Annotated in this window: 15 protein-coding genes; 6 read left to right on the plus strand and 9 right to left on the minus strand. The window is 39.6% G+C overall.

All coding sequences use genetic code 11. The annotated features are described in order from the left end of the window. Window positions 1-20 precede the first annotated feature (20 nt). Window positions 21-866, plus strand: a complete 846-nt coding sequence (gene queF / locus J8L97_RS01515; protein WP_211047614.1) for an NADPH-dependent 7-cyano-7-deazaguanine reductase QueF — start codon at window positions 21-23, stop codon at window positions 864-866. Here the strand turns inward: queF and J8L97_RS01520 are convergent. The 4 genes from J8L97_RS01520 to J8L97_RS01535 are packed head-to-tail and all read right to left on the minus strand — an operon-like array spanning window position 853 to window position 8,001. Next, complete coding sequence (locus tag J8L97_RS01520; RefSeq protein WP_211047615.1) at window positions 853-1,740, minus strand: peptidylprolyl isomerase; 888 nt, start codon at window positions 1,738-1,740, stop codon at window positions 853-855. The genes queF and J8L97_RS01520 overlap by 14 nt on opposite strands. 5 nt (window positions 1,741-1,745) lie before the next feature. Further along, window positions 1,746-2,573 (minus strand): ABC transporter substrate-binding protein, encoded by an 828-nt coding sequence (locus J8L97_RS01525; RefSeq protein ID WP_211047616.1) that lies wholly within the window; start codon window positions 2,571-2,573, stop codon window positions 1,746-1,748. After that, complete coding sequence (locus tag J8L97_RS01530) at window positions 2,573-6,268, minus strand: translocation/assembly module TamB domain-containing protein (RefSeq protein WP_211047617.1); 3,696 nt, start codon at window positions 6,266-6,268, stop codon at window positions 2,573-2,575. Before J8L97_RS01530 ends, J8L97_RS01525 begins: the two co-directional genes overlap by 1 nt. Further along, window positions 6,268-8,001, minus strand: coding sequence for an autotransporter assembly complex family protein (locus J8L97_RS01535; protein ID WP_211047618.1), 1,734 nt, complete (start codon window positions 7,999-8,001; stop codon window positions 6,268-6,270). Before J8L97_RS01535 ends, J8L97_RS01530 begins: the two co-directional genes overlap by 1 nt. A 163-nt stretch (window positions 8,002-8,164) precedes the next feature. On the opposite strand from J8L97_RS01535, the gene J8L97_RS01540 reads away from it, so the two are divergent. After that, window positions 8,165-8,494, plus strand: coding sequence for a ribonuclease E inhibitor RraB (locus tag J8L97_RS01540; protein WP_192506699.1), 330 nt, complete (start codon window positions 8,165-8,167; stop codon window positions 8,492-8,494). 44 nt (window positions 8,495-8,538) lie between these two features. On the opposite strand, the gene J8L97_RS01545 is transcribed toward J8L97_RS01540, so the two are convergent. The 4 genes from J8L97_RS01545 to pyrC form a co-directional block, all read right to left on the minus strand. Beyond that, a complete protein-coding gene (locus J8L97_RS01545; RefSeq protein ID WP_312037108.1) occupies window positions 8,539-10,305 on the minus strand; it encodes a DEAD/DEAH box helicase in 1,767 nt (588 codons plus the stop codon). Between the two features lie 57 nt (window positions 10,306-10,362). Beyond that, the gene (locus J8L97_RS01550) at window positions 10,363-10,668 is read right to left on the minus strand and encodes an H-NS family nucleoid-associated regulatory protein (protein WP_192506698.1); all 306 of its coding nucleotides are present in this window, start codon (window positions 10,666-10,668) and stop codon (window positions 10,363-10,365) included. A 211-nt stretch (window positions 10,669-10,879) separates the two neighbouring features. After that, entirely contained in the window at window positions 10,880-11,089 is a 210-nt protein-coding gene (locus tag J8L97_RS01555) for a cold-shock protein (protein WP_010362305.1), read from the minus strand. A gap of 321 nt (window positions 11,090-11,410) precedes the next feature. Then, window positions 11,411-12,454, minus strand: coding sequence for a dihydroorotase (pyrC, locus tag J8L97_RS01560; protein ID WP_211047619.1), 1,044 nt, complete (start codon window positions 12,452-12,454; stop codon window positions 11,411-11,413). 198 nt (window positions 12,455-12,652) lie between these two features. On the opposite strand from pyrC, the gene J8L97_RS01565 reads away from it, so the two are divergent. The 3 genes from J8L97_RS01565 (at window position 12,653) to J8L97_RS01575 (ending at window position 17,185) form a co-directional block, all read left to right on the plus strand. After that, window positions 12,653-15,028, plus strand: coding sequence for an EAL domain-containing protein (locus J8L97_RS01565; RefSeq protein ID WP_211047620.1), 2,376 nt, complete (start codon window positions 12,653-12,655; stop codon window positions 15,026-15,028). A 455-nt stretch (window positions 15,029-15,483) separates the two neighbouring features. After that, window positions 15,484-16,371: a LysR family transcriptional regulator gene (locus J8L97_RS01570; protein ID WP_210996148.1), complete on the plus strand. Its 888-nt coding sequence runs from the start codon at window positions 15,484-15,486 to the stop codon at window positions 16,369-16,371. A gap of 61 nt (window positions 16,372-16,432) precedes the next feature. After that, a complete protein-coding gene (locus tag J8L97_RS01575; protein WP_211047621.1) occupies window positions 16,433-17,185 on the plus strand; it encodes an ElyC/SanA/YdcF family protein in 753 nt (250 codons plus the stop codon). A gap of 25 nt (window positions 17,186-17,210) precedes the next feature. Here J8L97_RS01575 and J8L97_RS01580 read toward each other — a convergent pair whose 3' ends face one another. After that, a complete protein-coding gene (locus J8L97_RS01580) occupies window positions 17,211-17,963 on the minus strand; it encodes a Nif3-like dinuclear metal center hexameric protein (RefSeq protein WP_211047622.1) in 753 nt (250 codons plus the stop codon). Between the two features lie 163 nt (window positions 17,964-18,126). Here J8L97_RS01580 and J8L97_RS01585 point away from each other — a divergent pair, with 163 nt between their 5' ends. Continuing rightward, complete coding sequence (locus J8L97_RS01585; protein WP_211047623.1) at window positions 18,127-18,489, plus strand: hypothetical protein; 363 nt, start codon at window positions 18,127-18,129, stop codon at window positions 18,487-18,489. Window positions 18,490-18,703 lie beyond the last annotated feature (214 nt).

Consider the following 18,703-nt stretch of genomic DNA (forward strand, 5'->3'; position numbering starts at 1 on the left):
GTAACCACAAATGGTGAAACATGACAGATTACGCCAATGCCCCAGAACTAAAAGCCTCTGTATTAGGTAAAACAACAAATTATGCACAGCAATATGACCCAAGTTTGCTCCACCCAATTGCACGCAAGTTAAATAGAGATCAAATCTCAGTTGACGAAGCCGCTCTACCATTTTTCGGTGAAGATACTTGGACTGGATATGAACTCTCATGGCTCAATGAAAAAGGGAAGCCACAAGTTGCCGTCGCAACGTTTACATTTCCCTGCCAAAGCAGTCACATTGTTGAATCTAAATCTTTTAAGCTATATTTAAATAGCTTTAATCAATCTAAATTTGTAGATCATAAAACGGTATCTGAAACATTAGAAAAAGACTTATCAATCGTCACAAACTCTGACGTACAGGTTATGCTATATACCGCCGATGAGCACGCTTGCATACCTTTTACACCAATGCCCGGACTGTGTATTGACAGCTTAGACATCGAGGTCACACATTATAGCCCTCTTTCTGGTTTACTTAAACGCGCATCAAATGACATCATTTCAGAAACATTACATAGTCATTTATTAAAATCGAACTGCTTAATTACCTCGCAACCTGACTGGGCCTCCATTATTATTGAATACACTGGCGTAGCTTTATGTCATGAATCATTATTACGCTATCTGATCTCTTTTAGGAACCACAACGAGTTTCACGAGCAATGTGTAGAGCGCATTTATTGTGAACTCCAGCGTACATTTAACTTTGAAAAGCTTGCTGTTTATGCGCGTTATACTCGTCGCGGTGGCTTAGATATCAACCCTTTCCGCTCCAGTGAACAAAACGAAACGCCGTATAATATTAGAACTAACCGCCAGTAATTTTTTCAATTGGTACACTGATAGAGCACACATCGGCATAATTTGGCCGCTCAATAAACCATGTTTCAGGGCGGCTTTTTCTAGCTTCAATCAATGCGTTAAATTCAATATGCTCAGTATTAAACACTCTGAATTTTGAGGTGTCTTCACTTTGAATATCGCTTAATACTCTCGCTTTAATAATTAAATTAAATGCCTGCCCCACTGCGGGATTTCGCATTAATCGATAAACATGTTCCATGCCATCAAGCACCCGGCCGAATACCGAAATATTACGATCTAAATAACGTGTCGGAGCCAAAGTTATATAAAACTCTGTACCGCCACTATCCACATCATTATCACGAGCCATAGCAAAAACGCCTGTGCAGTGCGTTTGCCAAGTGTGTTTTCCGTCAGCGGATTGAGCTACTGCAAAGCCATTTAAAAAGCCAGTAACTGGTGCATAACCATCTATCATTCTTAGTGAAGTAATGGGTAATCTAGCTTGGCTTGTTAAATAAAACTCCGCAGGTAATGACTTTTCGGCAAACTTCAATCTCTTTGTGCCTTTTTGATCTCCTCCTTGTGCGACAAACCCTTCCACAAAGCGGTAGATGTTCAAGCCATCATAAAACTGCTCTCGAACCAGCTTTTTCATATTCAGTACATGCATAGGTGCAAGCTGGGTATTGAGTTCAATATACACAGCACCTGTTGCCAGTTCAAACTTGATGATATTCTCACTCTCTACAGTACGCCATGCGTCAGAAGGTGCATTCTCGACAATCTCATGAGGCGCACGCTGTACAATAGTCGATGCGTTACTCATAGTCGCAATCATACTCATAGCGAGAGTAATGAACGCAATACAGTCCTTTCTTATAGACAACATATCACTTAACTTCCTTTATTATTTTTATACCAATAGATGGGGTTACTTAAAGGCGCACTTGGTGGGAGCAATGGATTAATAAGATCGATCTGTTTGCGAGAAGAAAAATTAGCATCTTGAAGCTGCTCGGCAAAATAACGATTGAACAAAATATCAAATTGCCCATCAGCTTGTGCTGCTTCCAAACCCATCTTCAGTTTTTGATGTAATTCAGTATCTGCTTTAGCAACAAAAAAGTATACGGCTGATGGATAATAATAAATATGATAGGGGTCAATCTGAATTCCTGATTCTGTGTCTAAATACACACCGTTCAATACATCCATTGGCAAAACATCAAATCGTCCAGAGCGCAGCATTTCATACGCATTTCCCTCTCTTGGATATGAGACTACTTTTAAATTATTTTTCCTAAAAATATCCAAATCAGGCCAATCATCCCGCAACCCAAAATGGAGTCCATAAAAATCGCCAATGGTGTTTAGTTTTTTCATCCGTGCTACGTCTGACTTTCGGATCAAACCTAATCGGTAACCCAACACCCCTTTCACTAAGGGTATTCGAATCGCTCGAGCGAGTTTTTCCCTCTTTGAAGAGGTCACAGACCAAAATACATCAATACCATTGTCTTTACCAAGTAACCTTATTGCCCGTTTTTGGGTGGGAATATCATTCACAAACTCTAATTGCACACCCTCCTCATCATAAGATAAGGCCAGTTTCAATAATGCTTGGATATATGGGTCAGCCCCTACTGTAATTCGCACTGTGGTCTTCGCATGCGCAAGGCCAATAGATAAAAATAATGCCATTACTACTAATACAAACCGCATTACTCACCTCTATCAAATTTATACAGCAAGTCTATACTATCGTATAAACCACTCGTTGCCTCAATATACATTTTAGAAAACACACGATAACGCACCGCTATTTCACTTAAAGAGTCAAAAACACCAACGCGATAACTCACTTGCACATTGGGAGCGATATACCCAGAGACTTCAACCTGAGTATCATCCCCACTGCCTTTTGCTGTTAGGCTAACATCTTCAAATCCGAGCTTCTTACCTGTTTTTGCCACAATACCTTCACTTCGATCTATACTTTTCGACAATAAAAACTGCGTCAACATGGCACTATTACTGCTCTCGCCAGACCCTAACGGCTCTCCATTTAATAAGTATTCTAACGCTTTTGCTTGATCCATCGATGGCTCAGAAAAAATTGTTAATGTGGGGTTGTTTATATTCCCTGTGAGCTCTACACCCGCTTTTACCCTATCTGCCGTCACTTCAGGGTTACGAATAGCGCTAATATTTAAATAAGGTTTATCCAGTGCACCATTAAATCCGATTTGTCCTGTTTCAATGAGTAGGTCCTGTCCAAATGCCCGGTATTTGCCTTCTTGCAATTCCATTTCCCCAGTTGCTAACAAGGGGCTAGCAGGTTCTTTTGTCAGCATAATCTCACCGGAAATATAGCTATCAAGGCCAAGTGCGACAACTCGAAAATCATCAAGTACTTTCACTGTAACATCTAAATCGTAATCGAATGGAACCAAATTTTCTTGTTCACGTTGATCCCCCACAATATATTGGTCTTCGGATGTTTTGATTACGCCTTTTGGTAGTTGTGCAACCTCAACTCGACCATAAGGTAAAACGAGCTCACCTTTCACATGTGCTTTGCGATTCGCAAAATTAACATTCAGCAATGGGGATAAGCTCACCTCAATGCCTGGTTGAGGTGAAATTAAAAATTCTTTACCTGTTGCACTAATATCTGCGGCAAATGCTTCGAACCATTCTAGATTTCCTGAAATATCTAAGTGACCACCATGCACTGCATTTAGTTGCCCTGCTAAATTAGCTTGGTGCTCTGCTAAAGAAATGACTAAACTAGATTGATGCAATGCGACGGGACTCATTGGACTGGCCATTTCAAATTCCGATAACCGTATTTCTCCTCCCATTTTTGGGTTATCTAAACTACCTAACAACGTGACATTTCCCGTCATAGCCCCTGAGAGTGAAACCGGTTGCATCATTACTTGACTCACTAATGGCGTGAATGGTGTAAGCTGTAATTCTTCAATTTTTAATTTTGCGCGAGTCGAACTTCGGTCCGTCGTCGCCATCGTAATATCGCCAAGTAGTTGGCCAAACAATGAAGAATCAATGTGCCAATCTAGCGCGACCTGGTGCTTGTCACTATGCAAAGATGCATGCAGCGATTCAATAGGAAGCTGAGTATGATACTCTCCGCTAGGTGTTATTAGCTGCATATTTTTAACTGCTAACTTGCCATCTGCTCGGTGTAATTCATCAGCTTGCCAGTTCACCTCAAGCATGCCGTTTGCCTGTCCAGTTAAAGCCCATTCACCGACCAGTGAATTAAGATCTGCTAATTGAAATTGCGAAAATGACAAAGCCGCTCGCCCACTTCTATTACCATGACCTTCTTGTTTAGCCTGCATGCATACTTTGCTTTGCTTAATAACCCAACAGTGTGGCATGACGAAGCTCGCTTCTGTCGATAAAACAATACCCGTCGGCTCCGCCAACATGATAGGGAGCCCTTGATAGTTTAACTCAGCGGTAGCAAGTTCAGCTTCCCAACGCGCATTTTTCAATGAGCCATTGAGCTCGATATCGGTCTGAATAGACCCTTGAGAGTGCACTGTTAGCGTATGCTTTTGCCTATTTCCATCAACAGTTAGCGCAATATTATCAAATTTTTCTTGCTCGGTAACAAGCTCTGCCACACTCACCTTTATCGCACCTTGCCATTGTTGAGCTAAGTTGATTTCACCGAATATATTGGCATTCTTCAATTCAAATTGCTGATGACTTATCCGCGTAGCATCACTGTTCAAAAAAATATGTGGGCTTTTATGTGTACCTAGTACTCGTAATGTTCCGTGCATTACAGCGTCTACTGGCAAGAGCTTATCGCGTGTATGGTCAAGATTAAACAGCCCATCTAATTCAACCTGTTCTGCCAATATCCCTTGTAAATTGAATACACTTTTTCCATAACGCAAAGAAAGTTCATCAATAGAACCATAACCATGCTCATTAACTTTTAACTTAATATCCGCTTTAAGCGCTTTTTCCTGAACAATACCTGTGAGAGATAGCTGCTGTACAAACAGCTCCCAAGCGTTATTTTTTTGCATAATTTGAGTTTTAAACTCACCGCTCAACTGTGTATTTATATCATCAATAAACCCCCCTAACGGCAACGCCTTAAGGCTCCCCCGGATATCAATCATCAGTTCATTGTGCCATTGAACTTTTGCGCTCACATTAACTTGCGCCTGCTCTATCTGCAATTGAGCTTCTGAGATATCGATATGACCCATAGACCCTGTTAGCTGGACCTTACTTTCAATGCTCCCCAGTTGAGATGCACTGGCTTTGCCATTTAAGTCGATAACATATTGCTGTGTATTCCCAGTGCCTGCTAAATAAATACGGCCAGCAGACACATCCCCAACTAATTCTAACGGTGTTATGAAATCGCTTTGTTGCTCAATCACCCCATTAATTTTAAATGGCCAATTTAATGTCGTCATGTCAACTTGGCTATTTACTTTACTGGCGACTCCTCCTTGAGTTGTCACCCCTATATTCAAGTCGTTCAAACTCCCGTTAGTTTGAAGAGACAACAAACCATGTGGGGATGTTAACGTGGTAAAGCTACTAATGTTCCACTGTTCTTCTGTATCCAAGTTGATATTTGAGCGTAAAACGAACTGCTGATAAGCCAAGGTCATATCACGTAACAGTACTTCTGTGCCATGCAATTTGGCCGATAACGCAATATCAGAAAGGACATGTTGCTGACTGCTTTTCTCTATCACCACATTATCGATGTTGAGTTGTGTGATCTTAACCGCCATTGGTATAAATAGTTCAAATACTTCAAACACAGGCAAAGCCGTCATTTTCGGCTCATCTCTTGGCGCTGGCTGCTCAGGTAATATTGCCGAAACATTATTCAAATGCAAAACATGTACTTTCAGGGTATTATTAATCCAATCCGCGACAAGATGGGTATCTGTTAACAGTACCTTTGCTTCTGGCGTTGTGACCGATAATTTTTTAATTGAAAGCAATTCTAATACGATATCAACAGGTGCTGAAATTTGCTCCCTCGCTTCAACTTTTATGGACTCCCGCGTCGATTTATTTTCAGTGCCACTCAGTTTCTGGTTATGTAACGTCATATTCAGTTGTTGTGCTACAACCGACACACAGACCGTGGCGCAACTAAACCATGACAATTCTATGTTTACATTCTTGCCTTCAAAATCAAACTGCTGTGTTTGATAATCTATATTAATATCACCACCAGAGAATATGCGTCTATTGACAACACTCATTTCAAGCCCCGGCACTAATTTGCTTACACTCGCCAATAACAAGTGGTTACCTGGTACAGTAAAGAAAATACTGACGACAATTACGATGAGTACTGCGCACGTATACGAAAAACGGTATTTTTTAAATTTATTCAACATTAAATTTCTGGACCTATTACTATACTCAAGCGGGTACTTTTACTATCTTTACTCAATCCCCAAGCATGGTCTAATCTGATCGGCCCTACGGGTGTTAGATACCGCAGACCAAAACCGGCACCAACAGACCATTTTTTTAAAGGGCCATTTGCGACAGCACCAGCATCTACAAATATTGCCGTGCGCCAATTAGGCAAAAACTGATAATTGTATTCTGCTGTCGTGGTTACTCTATACTTGCCACCAATCAGGGTACCGTCATCTTCTCTTGGGCCGATACTTTGATATGCAAAGCCACGTACACTCTGGTCTCCACCTGCAAAATATCGCATATTGAACGGAACTGCTTTGATGTCATCAACCAAAATTCCACCCAAATCAATGCGACCATAAAATAGATGCTTTGTATCATAATTTCGTAGCCACGCATTGTTCCAATTTAGCTTCAGTAATGAAGTAGATGAAATGACTGAATCGCTGGCAACCTCAATAGAAAATAATTGCTCATTACCCCAGTATGGTAACGCTCCGCCCCGAGATTGTTTCTTAGCGTAACTAACCCCTGGAATAAGCATTTCAGTTTCGAGCAGCTCGGTGTTTTGTTGTTTAGTCGTTTCATGCTCTCGTTTGATAAAAGCAGTGCGCACCCACCCATGTTCAGTTAACCATTGACGCTGAAGCTGAATATTCCAAATAGTCGTTTCTACTTTATCGTTAATTTCATCTTGACGCTGATAACCACCTAAAACCCGCCAAATGTCATCATTTGGGTTGCCCACTGGAATAGTATAACTAGCTGTAATATCTTGTAATTGCTGAGATAATGATAAGTTACTCTCTACGAAATGACCATCTTCACTGATCCAAGGCTTAGACCACTTAAACCTTGCTCTCGCGCCTAAGTCAGTACTATAACCTCCACCTACTTCAAAGCTATTTCCCGGTTTTTCGTGCACATCAATACGTATCGGTACTAATCCATTGTGACGACTTTTTAATAAAGGATAAACTTTGACCGACGAAAAGTATGGTGTTGCATTCAGTGATAAGTTGAAATCTGACAACAAGTGAGTACGATATTCTGAATTGCGCTTAAAAGGTGATAAATTACGAATATATTGTTCCGCTTTAGGTGCGCCGCTCACCTTAATATCACCAAAGCGATATCGAATCCCTGTATTGATATGTAAAATCACATTCGCTTGTCTACGCGCTTTATCTATTTGCAATCGGCTTTTAGCCCATTTAAAGTCAAAATAGCCACGTTGTAACAATGTACTTTCTAGCTGCGCTTTGGTTTGCTGGTATTCATCGTGCCTTACAGCAGCACCATTTTTCAAAGGAACCGTTGAGACTAACTTTTGAATAACAGGGTCTCGCTCAGCATCATCCCCAATTATGCTTATCTCTATATCATGCCAGTACAACCGTTTTTTAGGGTTTATTGTCACCAACAAGGTTCGCTTTTCATCAATCAATTGCAACTTAATTTCACTAAAGTAGTAACCTAACGCCTGTAACGCTGTTTCAACTTCTTTTCGCGCAAGCGTATAATCTGCAACACCAAATGGTCGTGCTAGAAAAGGCTGTAAAAAACCCGTAATATTTTCTTCTACAGCTTGGTCAACTCCTTTAATATTCAGAGTCTGCAGTTGTGTGCCACTTTGCGCATTAGTCGCATTCCCCAACAAAGCATTAATCATCAAAAAACAAACAAGTAACTGCTTTAACACTTAATGTAGTTCCATCGTTATGACCAAAAAGCAATACTATCATACGATAGATCAACCCCCTATGAACAATCTCGCATTGTCTCTGTGAAAATTTACAGATCCCTCTTTTTATTTTATAACGGATCACCGACAATATAGATAATTAGTTAAAGTGGATAAAAACATGCAATTTCCGGACGATGATAATGGCCAGCTGCTCAGTGAAATCGCTGAAGCCGGTATAGATTTAACACAATTTCATAACGTCGATTTTTTCATCTTATTTGAGCAAAAACTTCAAGCTGATAAATTTGCTCAAGTTATTGCCAATGATGAGCTCAGCCCCACAACGCAGTTACAACAATGTCCAGATACTGGTATTTGGGAAGTTGTGACATCAGTAAAAATGGTGCCAGTTCATGAATTATTAGGTCAAACAGAGCAATATATCGAAAGTATCGCCAATGCCCACGAAGGTTATGGTGACGGTTGGGGTATTATGGCTCCAGAATAAACATAGCGGGATGCAAGGATGCAGCCAACACAACATTTGATGCGCTATGATTTATCGGCTTTTCTATAGTTTCCTTCATAATCAAAGATTTTTTCACTGACTTGCCAGCCATATTTTTTATGCTGTTTTGCAATAACAAAGTCTGGGGCTAATAACTCTTTACCTGCAGCCACAACCTCTTCTGCATAGCTCCAATTAACCTGAGAATGACATCCTTTAACACGTCGACTATAATGTCGATGAAATACATAACGACTTTTTTTATTAGAAAAATCATAAACTTCATCACAACAAGCACCATCCTCGTCATAATAACTGACTTTTATCAATTGCTCTTTAAGTTGAATAACAGATAAACCAGAACAACGCAGCACCATCGCGTTTTTTAAATTGAGTGCAGCGCGTAATTTATCATCAGGATCAGCCATTACAGCATCACACTGGTTACATTGACGCGCAGCTATATCATTCTCCGCGCCACAGCTATCACACTCCTTAAACCTAAAGCGGAAATCACATTGTTGCTGTGACTGTCCATCATCCAATAGCCCCTGACAGCGACGCCCATAATGCTCAATCAGCTTGCCACCGTCATCCACTTTTCCCCAAAAAACATTCGCAAAGCCACAACTAGGACACAGAACTTGAACAGGCTCACTGTCTGGATTTGGTCTCTTTGAGCCGACTTCTGGGTGATAAAGGTTAAAATCATTTCCAGCATAATCCAATACAATACAATCTTGCTTATTATCTGCAAGCCTAAGCCCTCGCCCTATTATCTGCTGGTATAAACTAACGGATTCCGTTGGCCTTAAAATAGCAATTAAGTCGACATGTGGCGCATCAAAACCCGTAGTTAATACAGAAACATTGATTAGATATTTAATTTTCTTATTTTTAAATTCTTTTATTATCTCATCACGGGCTGTGTTCTTTGTATCACCAATAATTAACTTTGTATTATTTTCTGGTAAATAACCTGTAATTTCTTTCGCATGCATAACCGTTGCAGCGAATATCATCACCCCTTGGCGGTTTTGACTACTTTCAATTATATGACCGATTATACTTTTTGTGGCACGCGTTTGAGCTGATAGTAATTTATTCATATCTGACTCAGCATAACCACCAAATGCATTTGTATTTAAAGCTGAAAAATCATAGTTTGTTGATGCTGGATCAATTTCATTAGGCGGTGTTAAATACCCATTTTTAATCATGTAGCGTAACGGTAGTTCATATATACACCGTTTAAAAGGTGAGCCCTTTGCACCACGTATAAATCCGTGATAATGCTGATAGTATATCCAACCTATACCTAAGCGATATGGTGTTGCTGTTAACCCCAATACTTTTAAATCTGTATTAAAGCGTTTAATTTGCTGGATCACCTGTTGATATTGACTGTCATCACTTTCACTTACACGATGACATTCATCAATAATTATCAATGAATAAAAATCTTGTAATAAGTCTAAGTTCTTTGCAATCGACTGAATACTCGCAAATGTAACTTGCTCCTCAAGCGACTTCTTTTTTAGTCCAGCAGAGAATATACTCGCTTGCAGGTCAAAGCTCATATATTTCTCAGCATTTTGTTGTACCAGCTCTTTAACATGAGCTAAAACGAGAATTTTATGTTTTGCTAATCGCGCAAGTTCCGCAATCACTAAACTCTTACCCGCACCCGTAGGCAAAACAATTACTGCAGCATCATTACATTTCTTAAAGTGGGATATAGTATTATTAACAGCGTCTTGTTGGTAAGGCCTAAGCGTGTAAATGGTACCTCCTAGCAGCTTAGATGCCACAAAAATAAACGCTCGCTTATGCTAAGCGAGCGTAGAAAATAATATAACTAAGTTAAATTAGATCGTATAGTCGTCTAAGTTAACGTCAGCAAAAGCTTTTGGTGTTTTCCCTCGGCCTGTCCATTCAAAAACTTGACCATCTTTTTCTATACGATATTTAGCTTTTACTTTTGCGCGCTTGTCCGATTGAACGCCACCGACTAAATCTTCAAGGGTTAACCCTTTTTCCTTGATAAGTGCTAATACTTCGTCTTTTACTTGCTGTTGTTCACGCTGGCTATCTATTGCTTCGTTGATTAATTCAGCAGCTTTCTCTAGCTCGTTAAAACTCGCAGACTTAATAAAAGATTTAATTTCACGCATTGGCAGTTCTCTTGTATTGATAAGGATATAAATTTACCTACAAACGGTAATATATTAATCAGAAATAAAATTAACTGATCTCTTTATTATTTTTACATATAAAAATAATAAAGCAAATAATTATAAGTGATTTGATATAATAATAAGAGTAGTTAGGAAAGAATAAAATGATAAAGGAGTAACAAGGCTGTTACTCCAATTTAAAGCAGGCTTATACAGCAACTACATTTTCAGCTTCTGGACCTTTTTTACCTTGCTTAACATCAAAAGATACAGCTTGGCCATCAGTCAGAGTACGGAAACCGTCACCAGAAATAGCGCTGAAGTGTACAAACACGTCAGGACCATTCTCTTGTTCAATAAAACCAAAACCTTTAGATTCATTGAAAAACTTTACTTTACCTGTTTTAGAAGTAGACATACCTATTATTCCTGTAGATCAAATCAAAATTAACACTTGCCAATATGGCTTCCTCCCTGAGTTTGCTTATCAACACATCGGAATAATAAATACAGCAGATCATACTAATGTTACCAAGTGTAAGTACCTAACCGGTAACTACAAGTACATTATTCTTTACCGCAACTTTTACATCCATTGAATTGCAAAAACTCAAAGCATAGCTAGCCTAACATATAAACTGGCTTTCTGTACAAACCAAGTCCCATTTATTCTAAAATAAAACGACTTAGGATAAAAAAAAGCGCACTTTTTGGGTACATTGCTATTAAAAACTAATGACTATTCAGTAATTAACCAATCAATCATATCACCAGCTTTGATAGGAACCACATTAGCTCCGCCTAACGGATAACTTTCTGGTACTTTCCAAGGCGATCTTGTTAAAGTAATAGTGTCGGTGTTTCTCGGTAAGTCATAAAAGTCCGGGCCAAAATGACTTGCGAAGCCTTCCAATTTATCAAGTGCATCAACAGCTTCAAACGCTTCAGCATAAAGCTCTAAAGCAGCATGAGCCGTATAAGCACCAGCACACCCACACGCCGCTTCTTTTTTATCTTTCGCATGCGGTGCCGAGTCTGTACCTAAAAAGAATTTTTGACTACCACTTGTTGCTGCTTCAATTAACGCTTGTTGGTGCGTGTTGCGCTTTAATATTGGTAAACAATAATAATGCGGTCTGATCCCACCTGCAAGCATATGATTGCGATTATATAATAAGTGGTGCGCCGTTATTGTGGCTGCCACATTATCCGAAGCCCCTTTAACAAACTCTACAGCATCTTGAGTTGTAATATGCTCTAACACCACTTTTAAGTTTGGAAACGTATCGACAATTTTAGACAATTTCGTTTCAATAAAGATCTTTTCACGATCAAAAATATCAATTGATGAGTCCGTTACTTCACCATGTACCAATAAAAGCATACCAACTTCTTCCATTGCTTCCAGCACTGGGTAGATATTCTCAATGTCTGTAACACCTGAATCCGAATTAGTCGTTGCACCGGCAGGGTATAATTTAGCCGCCACAATGTGGCCACTTGCTTTTGCTTTTTTTATCTCTTGCGGTGTTGTTTTATCTGTAAGGTATAGCACCATTAAAGGCTGAAAATCACCTTGAGGTTCAGCAGCTAAAATACGATCTCGATAAGAGAGTGCGGTTTCTGTGCATGTTGCTGGAGGCACCAAATTTGGCATTATAATAGCGCGCCCCATATAGCGACTAATATCTCGTACCGTATCTTTTAACTGTACGCCATCGCGTAAATGTACATGCCAATCATCTGGGCGAGTAATAGTGAGGGTAGTTACTGTGCTAGTCATTGCTCTTTTCCACTGCTGAATTTGCCCGATCATAGGCAGTTAAAGGCCGTTAGTAAAGTATTTCACATCCGCTTTATATTTAAAGAAGGGTGACTGTTTGCATAGTTTTACAGGCTAAATAACTTTTTCACTTAAAAACATGTTGTTTCACTCTTAAGTACGATAAATTATGCGCACTCTCAAATATGAGTTATGAGCATGCTTTCACACAAAAAACTAGAATCAAAAACCGAACAGCTCAGCATCATAAATCAATTCTCATCTTCATTACTGCAGATCACACAGTTAGATGAGCTATTTGATTATGTAACTTCTCAAGTAGTTAGCCGACTGGGGTTTGTCGACTGCGTTATTTATCTATCAGACGAACATAGTGAATATTTAGAAGAAGTTGCCAGTATGGGACTGTCAAATCAAAATACTAACTATCAAATAACCCAAACACGTATACCAATAGCACAAGGGATCACGGGTTACGTTGCAAGAACAAGAAAAGCATTTGTTTCTGCTGATGTATCTAATGAACCCAAATATATCGCAGACTCAAGGCCTGCTTTATCTGAGCTATGTGTGCCATTGATTTATGAAGAGCAACTGCTTGGCGTGATCGACTGCGAGCACCCTGAACAAAACTATTTCACTGACGGACATTTACAAATCCTATCTACTGTCGCTCACTTACTCAGTGCAAAAATAAATCAAGTTAGAACACTTAATCATTTAACACAAACTGTAGAGCAGCTAAATCAGGCACAGCAACTAGAAAAATCGCTACTTAAAATAGCGAATATTGCGTATCAATCTGAGGATTTAGATGCATTTTATGATGATTTGTATTTAATAATTAATAGCCAGTTACCGGCCGAGAACTTTTTTATTGCTTTATACGATAAGCAAATTGATGTATTGGAAATTAGCTATCTAATTGAAAGTGAAGTTAAATGCAATGCATCTCAGAAAGTATCAAAAGCTCAATTAAAGGATACAGCCTCCTATTTCATTATAAATAGCGCCCGCCCATTATTGTGTAACCATCAAGAGTTTGAGCTGCATATTGCTTCTGGGGACTTTAAAATGGTGGGGCGCTCTCCACGTTCATGGTTAGGCGTGCCATTTACAGTTAATACCCAGTATCAAGGTGTCATAGTAATACAAAGCTACCGAAACGATAAAGCCTTTAATCGTCACCACCTATCGATTCTAACCTATATAAGCCGTCAGGTGAGTATGGCTATTGACAGGCAATTATCTCGACAAGCTTTAGAGCATAGAGCCTTGCATGATGAGCTCACAGGGCTAGCAAACCGCTACCTCCTGCTAGAAAGGATCAAGCATGCCATTTTATCTCATGAAAGAGCTTCTGAGCCAAATTTGCATTGCCTACTGTATTTAGACCTAGACCGATTTAAAAGTATTAATGATGCATTAGGTCACGACGTTGGCGATCATTTTTTAATTGCTATCGTTAACGCTATCCAATCAAGCATTAGGCGTACAGACACGTTTGCACGTTTAGGGGGGGATGAGTTCGCCATTTTTATGGAGAATGTACAAGATAAGCAACAAGTTGAGACAGCATTAGAGCGAATAAACAGCGCCATTGCAAAACCGTTGCACATTGATGGTCACATTTTACAGGCATCTGGCAGTATTGGTGTTGCATTTACCAATGAAGCAACAGACAGCGCCATTGAGTTACTACAACAAGCTGATGCAGCCATGTATGAAGCTAAATCCTCTGGTAGAGGTCGCGTTCGCTATTTTAATAATGCAATGCGTAAAAAGCTAAAACGTCAAGCTGATATCGAAAATGACCTGCAGCATGGGATTAAAAATGATGAATTTGAACTCTATTTTCAGCCTATATTTACGCTCAATCAGCCTCATATCGTTAGTTTTGAAGCACTGGTTCGTTGGCATCACCCAAAAGCCGGATTAGTTTCCCCTGACGACTTTATTCCCATAGCGGAACACACTGGTCAAATCATCGACTTAGATCTACACTTGCTGCACGTTGCTGCTGCACAATTACAACAATGGCGACGTGCCGGAAACCCAACAATTAGAATCACTGTTAACGTCTCATCTCGCCACTTTGCGAGTTTAGATTTTGTCGATTTTATGCGTTCACTGTACATAAAGTATCAACTACCTAACGGTACTCTATGTCTTGAAATCACAGAGTCAGGCCTGATCGAAAACCTGACACTTGCGACGCGAATAATTCACGGGTTAGCGCCTTTAGGCGTTAAGTTATACCTTGATGACTTTGGCACTGGTTATTCTGCATTAGGTTACTTACACCAATTGCCTATCCATACGTTAAAAATTGACAAAAGCTTCATAGATAAACTGACAAACAAAGAGAACCCTCTGGTTGATGCTATTTTGTCTCTCGCTGAATCGCTTAAGTTAAATGTTGTCGCGGAGGGAATAGAAAACCCGAAACAATGGGCGCTATTAAAACGAAAAGGCTGTCAATTAGGACAGGGATATCTCGTTTCAAAACCTTTACCAGCAAAAAAAGCAATGGCACTATTGATAAAGCATACGGAAGTAGCGCTGTCTATATAAAAAATATATAAGTTACCTATGAGAGCGGTGCATCGCTTTTTTAGTCAAAAAGCCTCTGTAACTTTAGAGGCTAGCTCTTCATTAATCATATTATTAACCAAACTCAGCTCTCCGTGCTATCAATCACACCTCCTACTACCATCTTATTTTTAAACCGATACCATACAATTCACCGCCTTTTTATCTATCAATGACCAAAACCAACATGCAGTGATTGAATTGATTGCAACTCATACCACACTAAATACAACATGAACAAAATTAATTTGAATTTTTTACAAAAAAGTTAAAATAAAAATGACAACGCTGTCAAAATTGGTGCTATAGTGATTTTGTTATAAATTAATCACTGCACGCTGGTTTTATAGACGGCCAACCTCTATTATGGCGATGTTAACCATGCTGCTTGGTCATAATTTGAGTTTCACTCACTATATAAATGAGATTTATTGAAGATGATAGACATAAAACACCTAAAAACCATATCTACTCTGAAAGAAACAGGCTCATTAGTTAACACTGCGCGTGAATTATTTTTAACGCAATCTGCTTTGTCACATCAAATTAAAGATCTCGAAAACAAGCTTGATTGCCAATTATTCGAACGGAAAACTCAACCCGTAAGATTTACGCCTCAGGGCATGCTGCTATTAGAGTTAGCTGGCGAAATTCTACCGAGAGTCGAAGCAACCAAATGTCGGCTAAAAGAAAGCTTAAATCAACCTATTTCTCAATTAAGGCTTAGTGTTGAATGCCATGCTTGTTTTCATTGGCTGTTGCCTACCATTAAAGAGTTCAACAATTTTTGGCCTGATATAAAAGTCGATTACGAAAGAGGTTTTAGCTACGATGCAATTCCAGACCTTATGGACGACGAATTAGACCTAGTGCTGACATCAGACATTCGCGAGCCAGATAAACTAGAATATGCACATCTATTTGACTTTAAGTTGAAATTAATAGTTGCACCGGATCATGAGCTGGCGAAAAAAGCCTATGTTACTGCGCTTGACTTAAAAGATGAAACTATCATCTCATACCCCATTCCAAAAGAACGCCAAGATATTTTCAAGCACTTTATACAAAATGCACGGTTTGATGGAACTTTAAAAACAGTCGATCAAGGCTTATTAATATTCCAACTGGTTAGTGCCGGGATGGGCGTGGCGGCATTACCTGATTGGTTAGTAACACCTTATGAAAGCCAGGGGTTAATTAAATCAATTCCATTAGGTGCGTTGGGTTTAAATAGGCCCATGTTCTTAGCAATGAAGAAAAATATGAAAGATAACCCTGTTTATCGTCATTTTTTAAACACCTGCAAGCTTAACAATGTTCGCTAACCTGTTCATATCAACGCCACTCTAATACACTATAACCCAACATCCAAGGTTGGGTTCTCATATGTTCGAATTAAAAAATATTATTGGCAGCTTGTTAATGCCTCTGCCATTTACACTTCTACTCATTGCTTTTTGCTTATTCTTTATAAATAAAACTCACATTAAATCATATTTAACCTGTTGGGTTCTGATATTGTCCCTATGGTCTATCAGCACACCTCATATCGCAGCTTTAATCATTACGCCCCAGGAAAAAGCGCTAAAACCATTTAAGCTATCTCAATATGCGCATTTAGATAAAATTGTGGTTTTGGGCTGTGGGGCTTACCCAAATTCTCAATTGCCAAGTAATACACAACTTAACGGATGCGCACTCGCAAGGTTAGTTGAAGGACTCAGACTCGCAAAGCACTATCCGCGGGCAGAGTTAATTGTTTCTGGGGTACATTCAAATACCACATTAATGTCAAAAGCTGCTATTTCTTTGGGGGTTAAAGCGAACCGTATTAAGCAGAGCCCAAAAGCTTTAGATACCAAAGATGAGGCCAGACTCTTAGCTCCCCATTTAGTTGATAGGCAAGTCGCATTAGTGACTTCGGCAAGCCATATGGCCAGAGCCATTGATTTATTCCAAGCACAAGGTGTTTCAGCTATAACAGCCCCAACACAATTCTACTCATTTTCTATGCACACTTCATCAAGACAATTTATCGCCCAAGCTAGCGTGTTACATGCAGTCACCACACATTGTCATGAATGGTTAGGTAAGCTTTGGATTTCACTCATTAGAGCGCTCGACCCTGAAGCTCTATAGCCCCTTTTTTGTTGATATAGCCCCATCAAACGGGGTTATCTATATCAACAAACGTCACATCCAAGCCATACTGCCTACCTAAATACTCACCAAGCGCTTTAATACCATAACGCTCTGTTGCATGATGGCCCGCAGCAAAGAAATCTATATTTTGTTCTCTAGCACTGTGTATCGTTTGCTCTGATGCTTCACCGGTTAAATACGCGTCTATTCCTTGTTCAGCAGCCAAATCAATATAACCTTGACCACCACCTGTGCACCAAGCTATGGTTGCTATTTTCTTTGCTCTAGGCGCACAAACTAGCGGCTCCCGCTTTAACACCTTTGCTATTTTTTGCGCAAACTCATCAGCCATTATAGGCGTTTGTAACCGTCCTCTAACAGCAACACTATTCGGCCCACTCTCTAAGCCACCTTCCACCTCCATATCCAACAATTTTGCAAGTTGCGCATTATTGCCAAGTTCAGGGTGAATATCGAGCGGTAAATGATAACCAAATAAATTAATGTCATGCGCTAACAAACTGGCAATACGACGTTTTTTCATACCTGTAATTGTTTGTTGTTCTCCTTTCCAAAAATAGCCATGATGAACCAAAATCGTATCCGCACCGAGTAAAATTGCCTCATCAATGAGCGCTTGACTGGCGGTTACCCCTGTCACTACCTTATTAACTACGTTTGAGCCTTCTACTTGTAATCCATTCGGTGCAAAATCTTTAATTGCACTCGGTTTAAGTAACTCAGTTAGAATTTGTGTGAATTCTGAACGCTTCATGACGTACCCACTATTTTGTAGAAAATAATCGCAAATTTTGGCGTCAAATCGAGCTAATTGGAAGCAAAAATCGTAAAAAATTGAAAAATTGCCCAAATATGGGTATAACTACTCTTTAAATCTTAATCCCGCATATCCGCGTATAAAACGACTAGGATCTACGATGAGTAAACTAGATAAAACTGAAGTATTAAGCGCTTTTGAAGTGGCTTATGAAGCTGTCCATGGTAAAAAGCCAGAAATAGAAACCAAGCCAGGCTGGTATAGCATTGATGGTGGCAAAAACATGCGCCTTGCTGACGTTGCAGCACTCACTGAAGAACTATCTTCAGGTTCAGCGACCCCTAGCACAGCTGCGCCTGCTAAAAAAGCAAAAACAAAGAAAGCTGTTGCTCCAGCGACAACTAAGAAAGCCCCTTTCATCGTGATAAAAGAGAATGAAGAAGGTTACACAGCTGAAGAGCTTTGGATTGTAGAACTTGCTCGTAAAGACCATGATTGTCGTTTACCGCGTGGCGTTGTTTAACTTTTAAACAACCCTCTATTATCTCAAAAAGACCGCTTAATAGCGGTTTTTTGTTGCCTCTTTCCTGCTCTTTATTGGACTTACAACTACAAGCATCACAGTCAATATGAGTAACTCTCCATATGACTGATGATCCACTAAACTCATGAACACTGCCATTTAGCCAAATCATTGCCATTGCTTAATTATACTTATTGTAATCAACTAATCGTCT

It is taken from the genome of Pseudoalteromonas sp. MMG012, from assembly GCF_018100875.1.
GTDB classification, from domain to species: domain Bacteria; phylum Pseudomonadota; class Gammaproteobacteria; order Enterobacterales; family Alteromonadaceae; genus Pseudoalteromonas; species Pseudoalteromonas aurantia.

Bases quoted from the DNA above. Each gene is read 5' to 3' on its own strand.
- queF (WP_211047614.1), top strand. From the start codon at position 21: ATGACAGATTACGCCAATGCCCCAGAACTAAAAGCCTCTGTATTAGGT.
- J8L97_RS01520 (WP_211047615.1), bottom strand. From the start codon at position 1,740: ATGTTGTCTATAAGAAAGGACTGTATTGCGTTCATTACTCTCGCTATG.
- J8L97_RS01525 (WP_211047616.1), bottom strand. From the start codon at position 2,573: ATGCGGTTTGTATTAGTAGTAATGGCATTATTTTTATCTATTGGCCTT.
- J8L97_RS01530 (WP_211047617.1), bottom strand. From the start codon at position 6,268: ATGTTGAATAAATTTAAAAAATACCGTTTTTCGTATACGTGCGCAGTA.
- J8L97_RS01540 (WP_192506699.1), top strand. From the start codon at position 8,165: ATGCAATTTCCGGACGATGATAATGGCCAGCTGCTCAGTGAAATCGCT.
- J8L97_RS01550 (WP_192506698.1), bottom strand. From the start codon at position 10,668: ATGCGTGAAATTAAATCTTTTATTAAGTCTGCGAGTTTTAACGAGCTA.
- J8L97_RS01555 (WP_010362305.1), bottom strand. From the start codon at position 11,089: ATGTCTACTTCTAAAACAGGTAAAGTAAAGTTTTTCAATGAATCTAAA.
- pyrC (WP_211047619.1), bottom strand. From the start codon at position 12,454: ATGACTAGCACAGTAACTACCCTCACTATTACTCGCCCAGATGATTGG.
- J8L97_RS01565 (WP_211047620.1), top strand. From the start codon at position 12,653: ATGCTTTCACACAAAAAACTAGAATCAAAAACCGAACAGCTCAGCATC.
- J8L97_RS01570 (WP_210996148.1), top strand. From the start codon at position 15,484: ATGATAGACATAAAACACCTAAAAACCATATCTACTCTGAAAGAAACA.
- J8L97_RS01575 (WP_211047621.1), top strand. From the start codon at position 16,433: ATGTTCGAATTAAAAAATATTATTGGCAGCTTGTTAATGCCTCTGCCA.
- J8L97_RS01580 (WP_211047622.1), bottom strand. From the start codon at position 17,963: ATGAAGCGTTCAGAATTCACACAAATTCTAACTGAGTTACTTAAACCG.
- J8L97_RS01585 (WP_211047623.1), top strand. From the start codon at position 18,127: ATGAGTAAACTAGATAAAACTGAAGTATTAAGCGCTTTTGAAGTGGCT.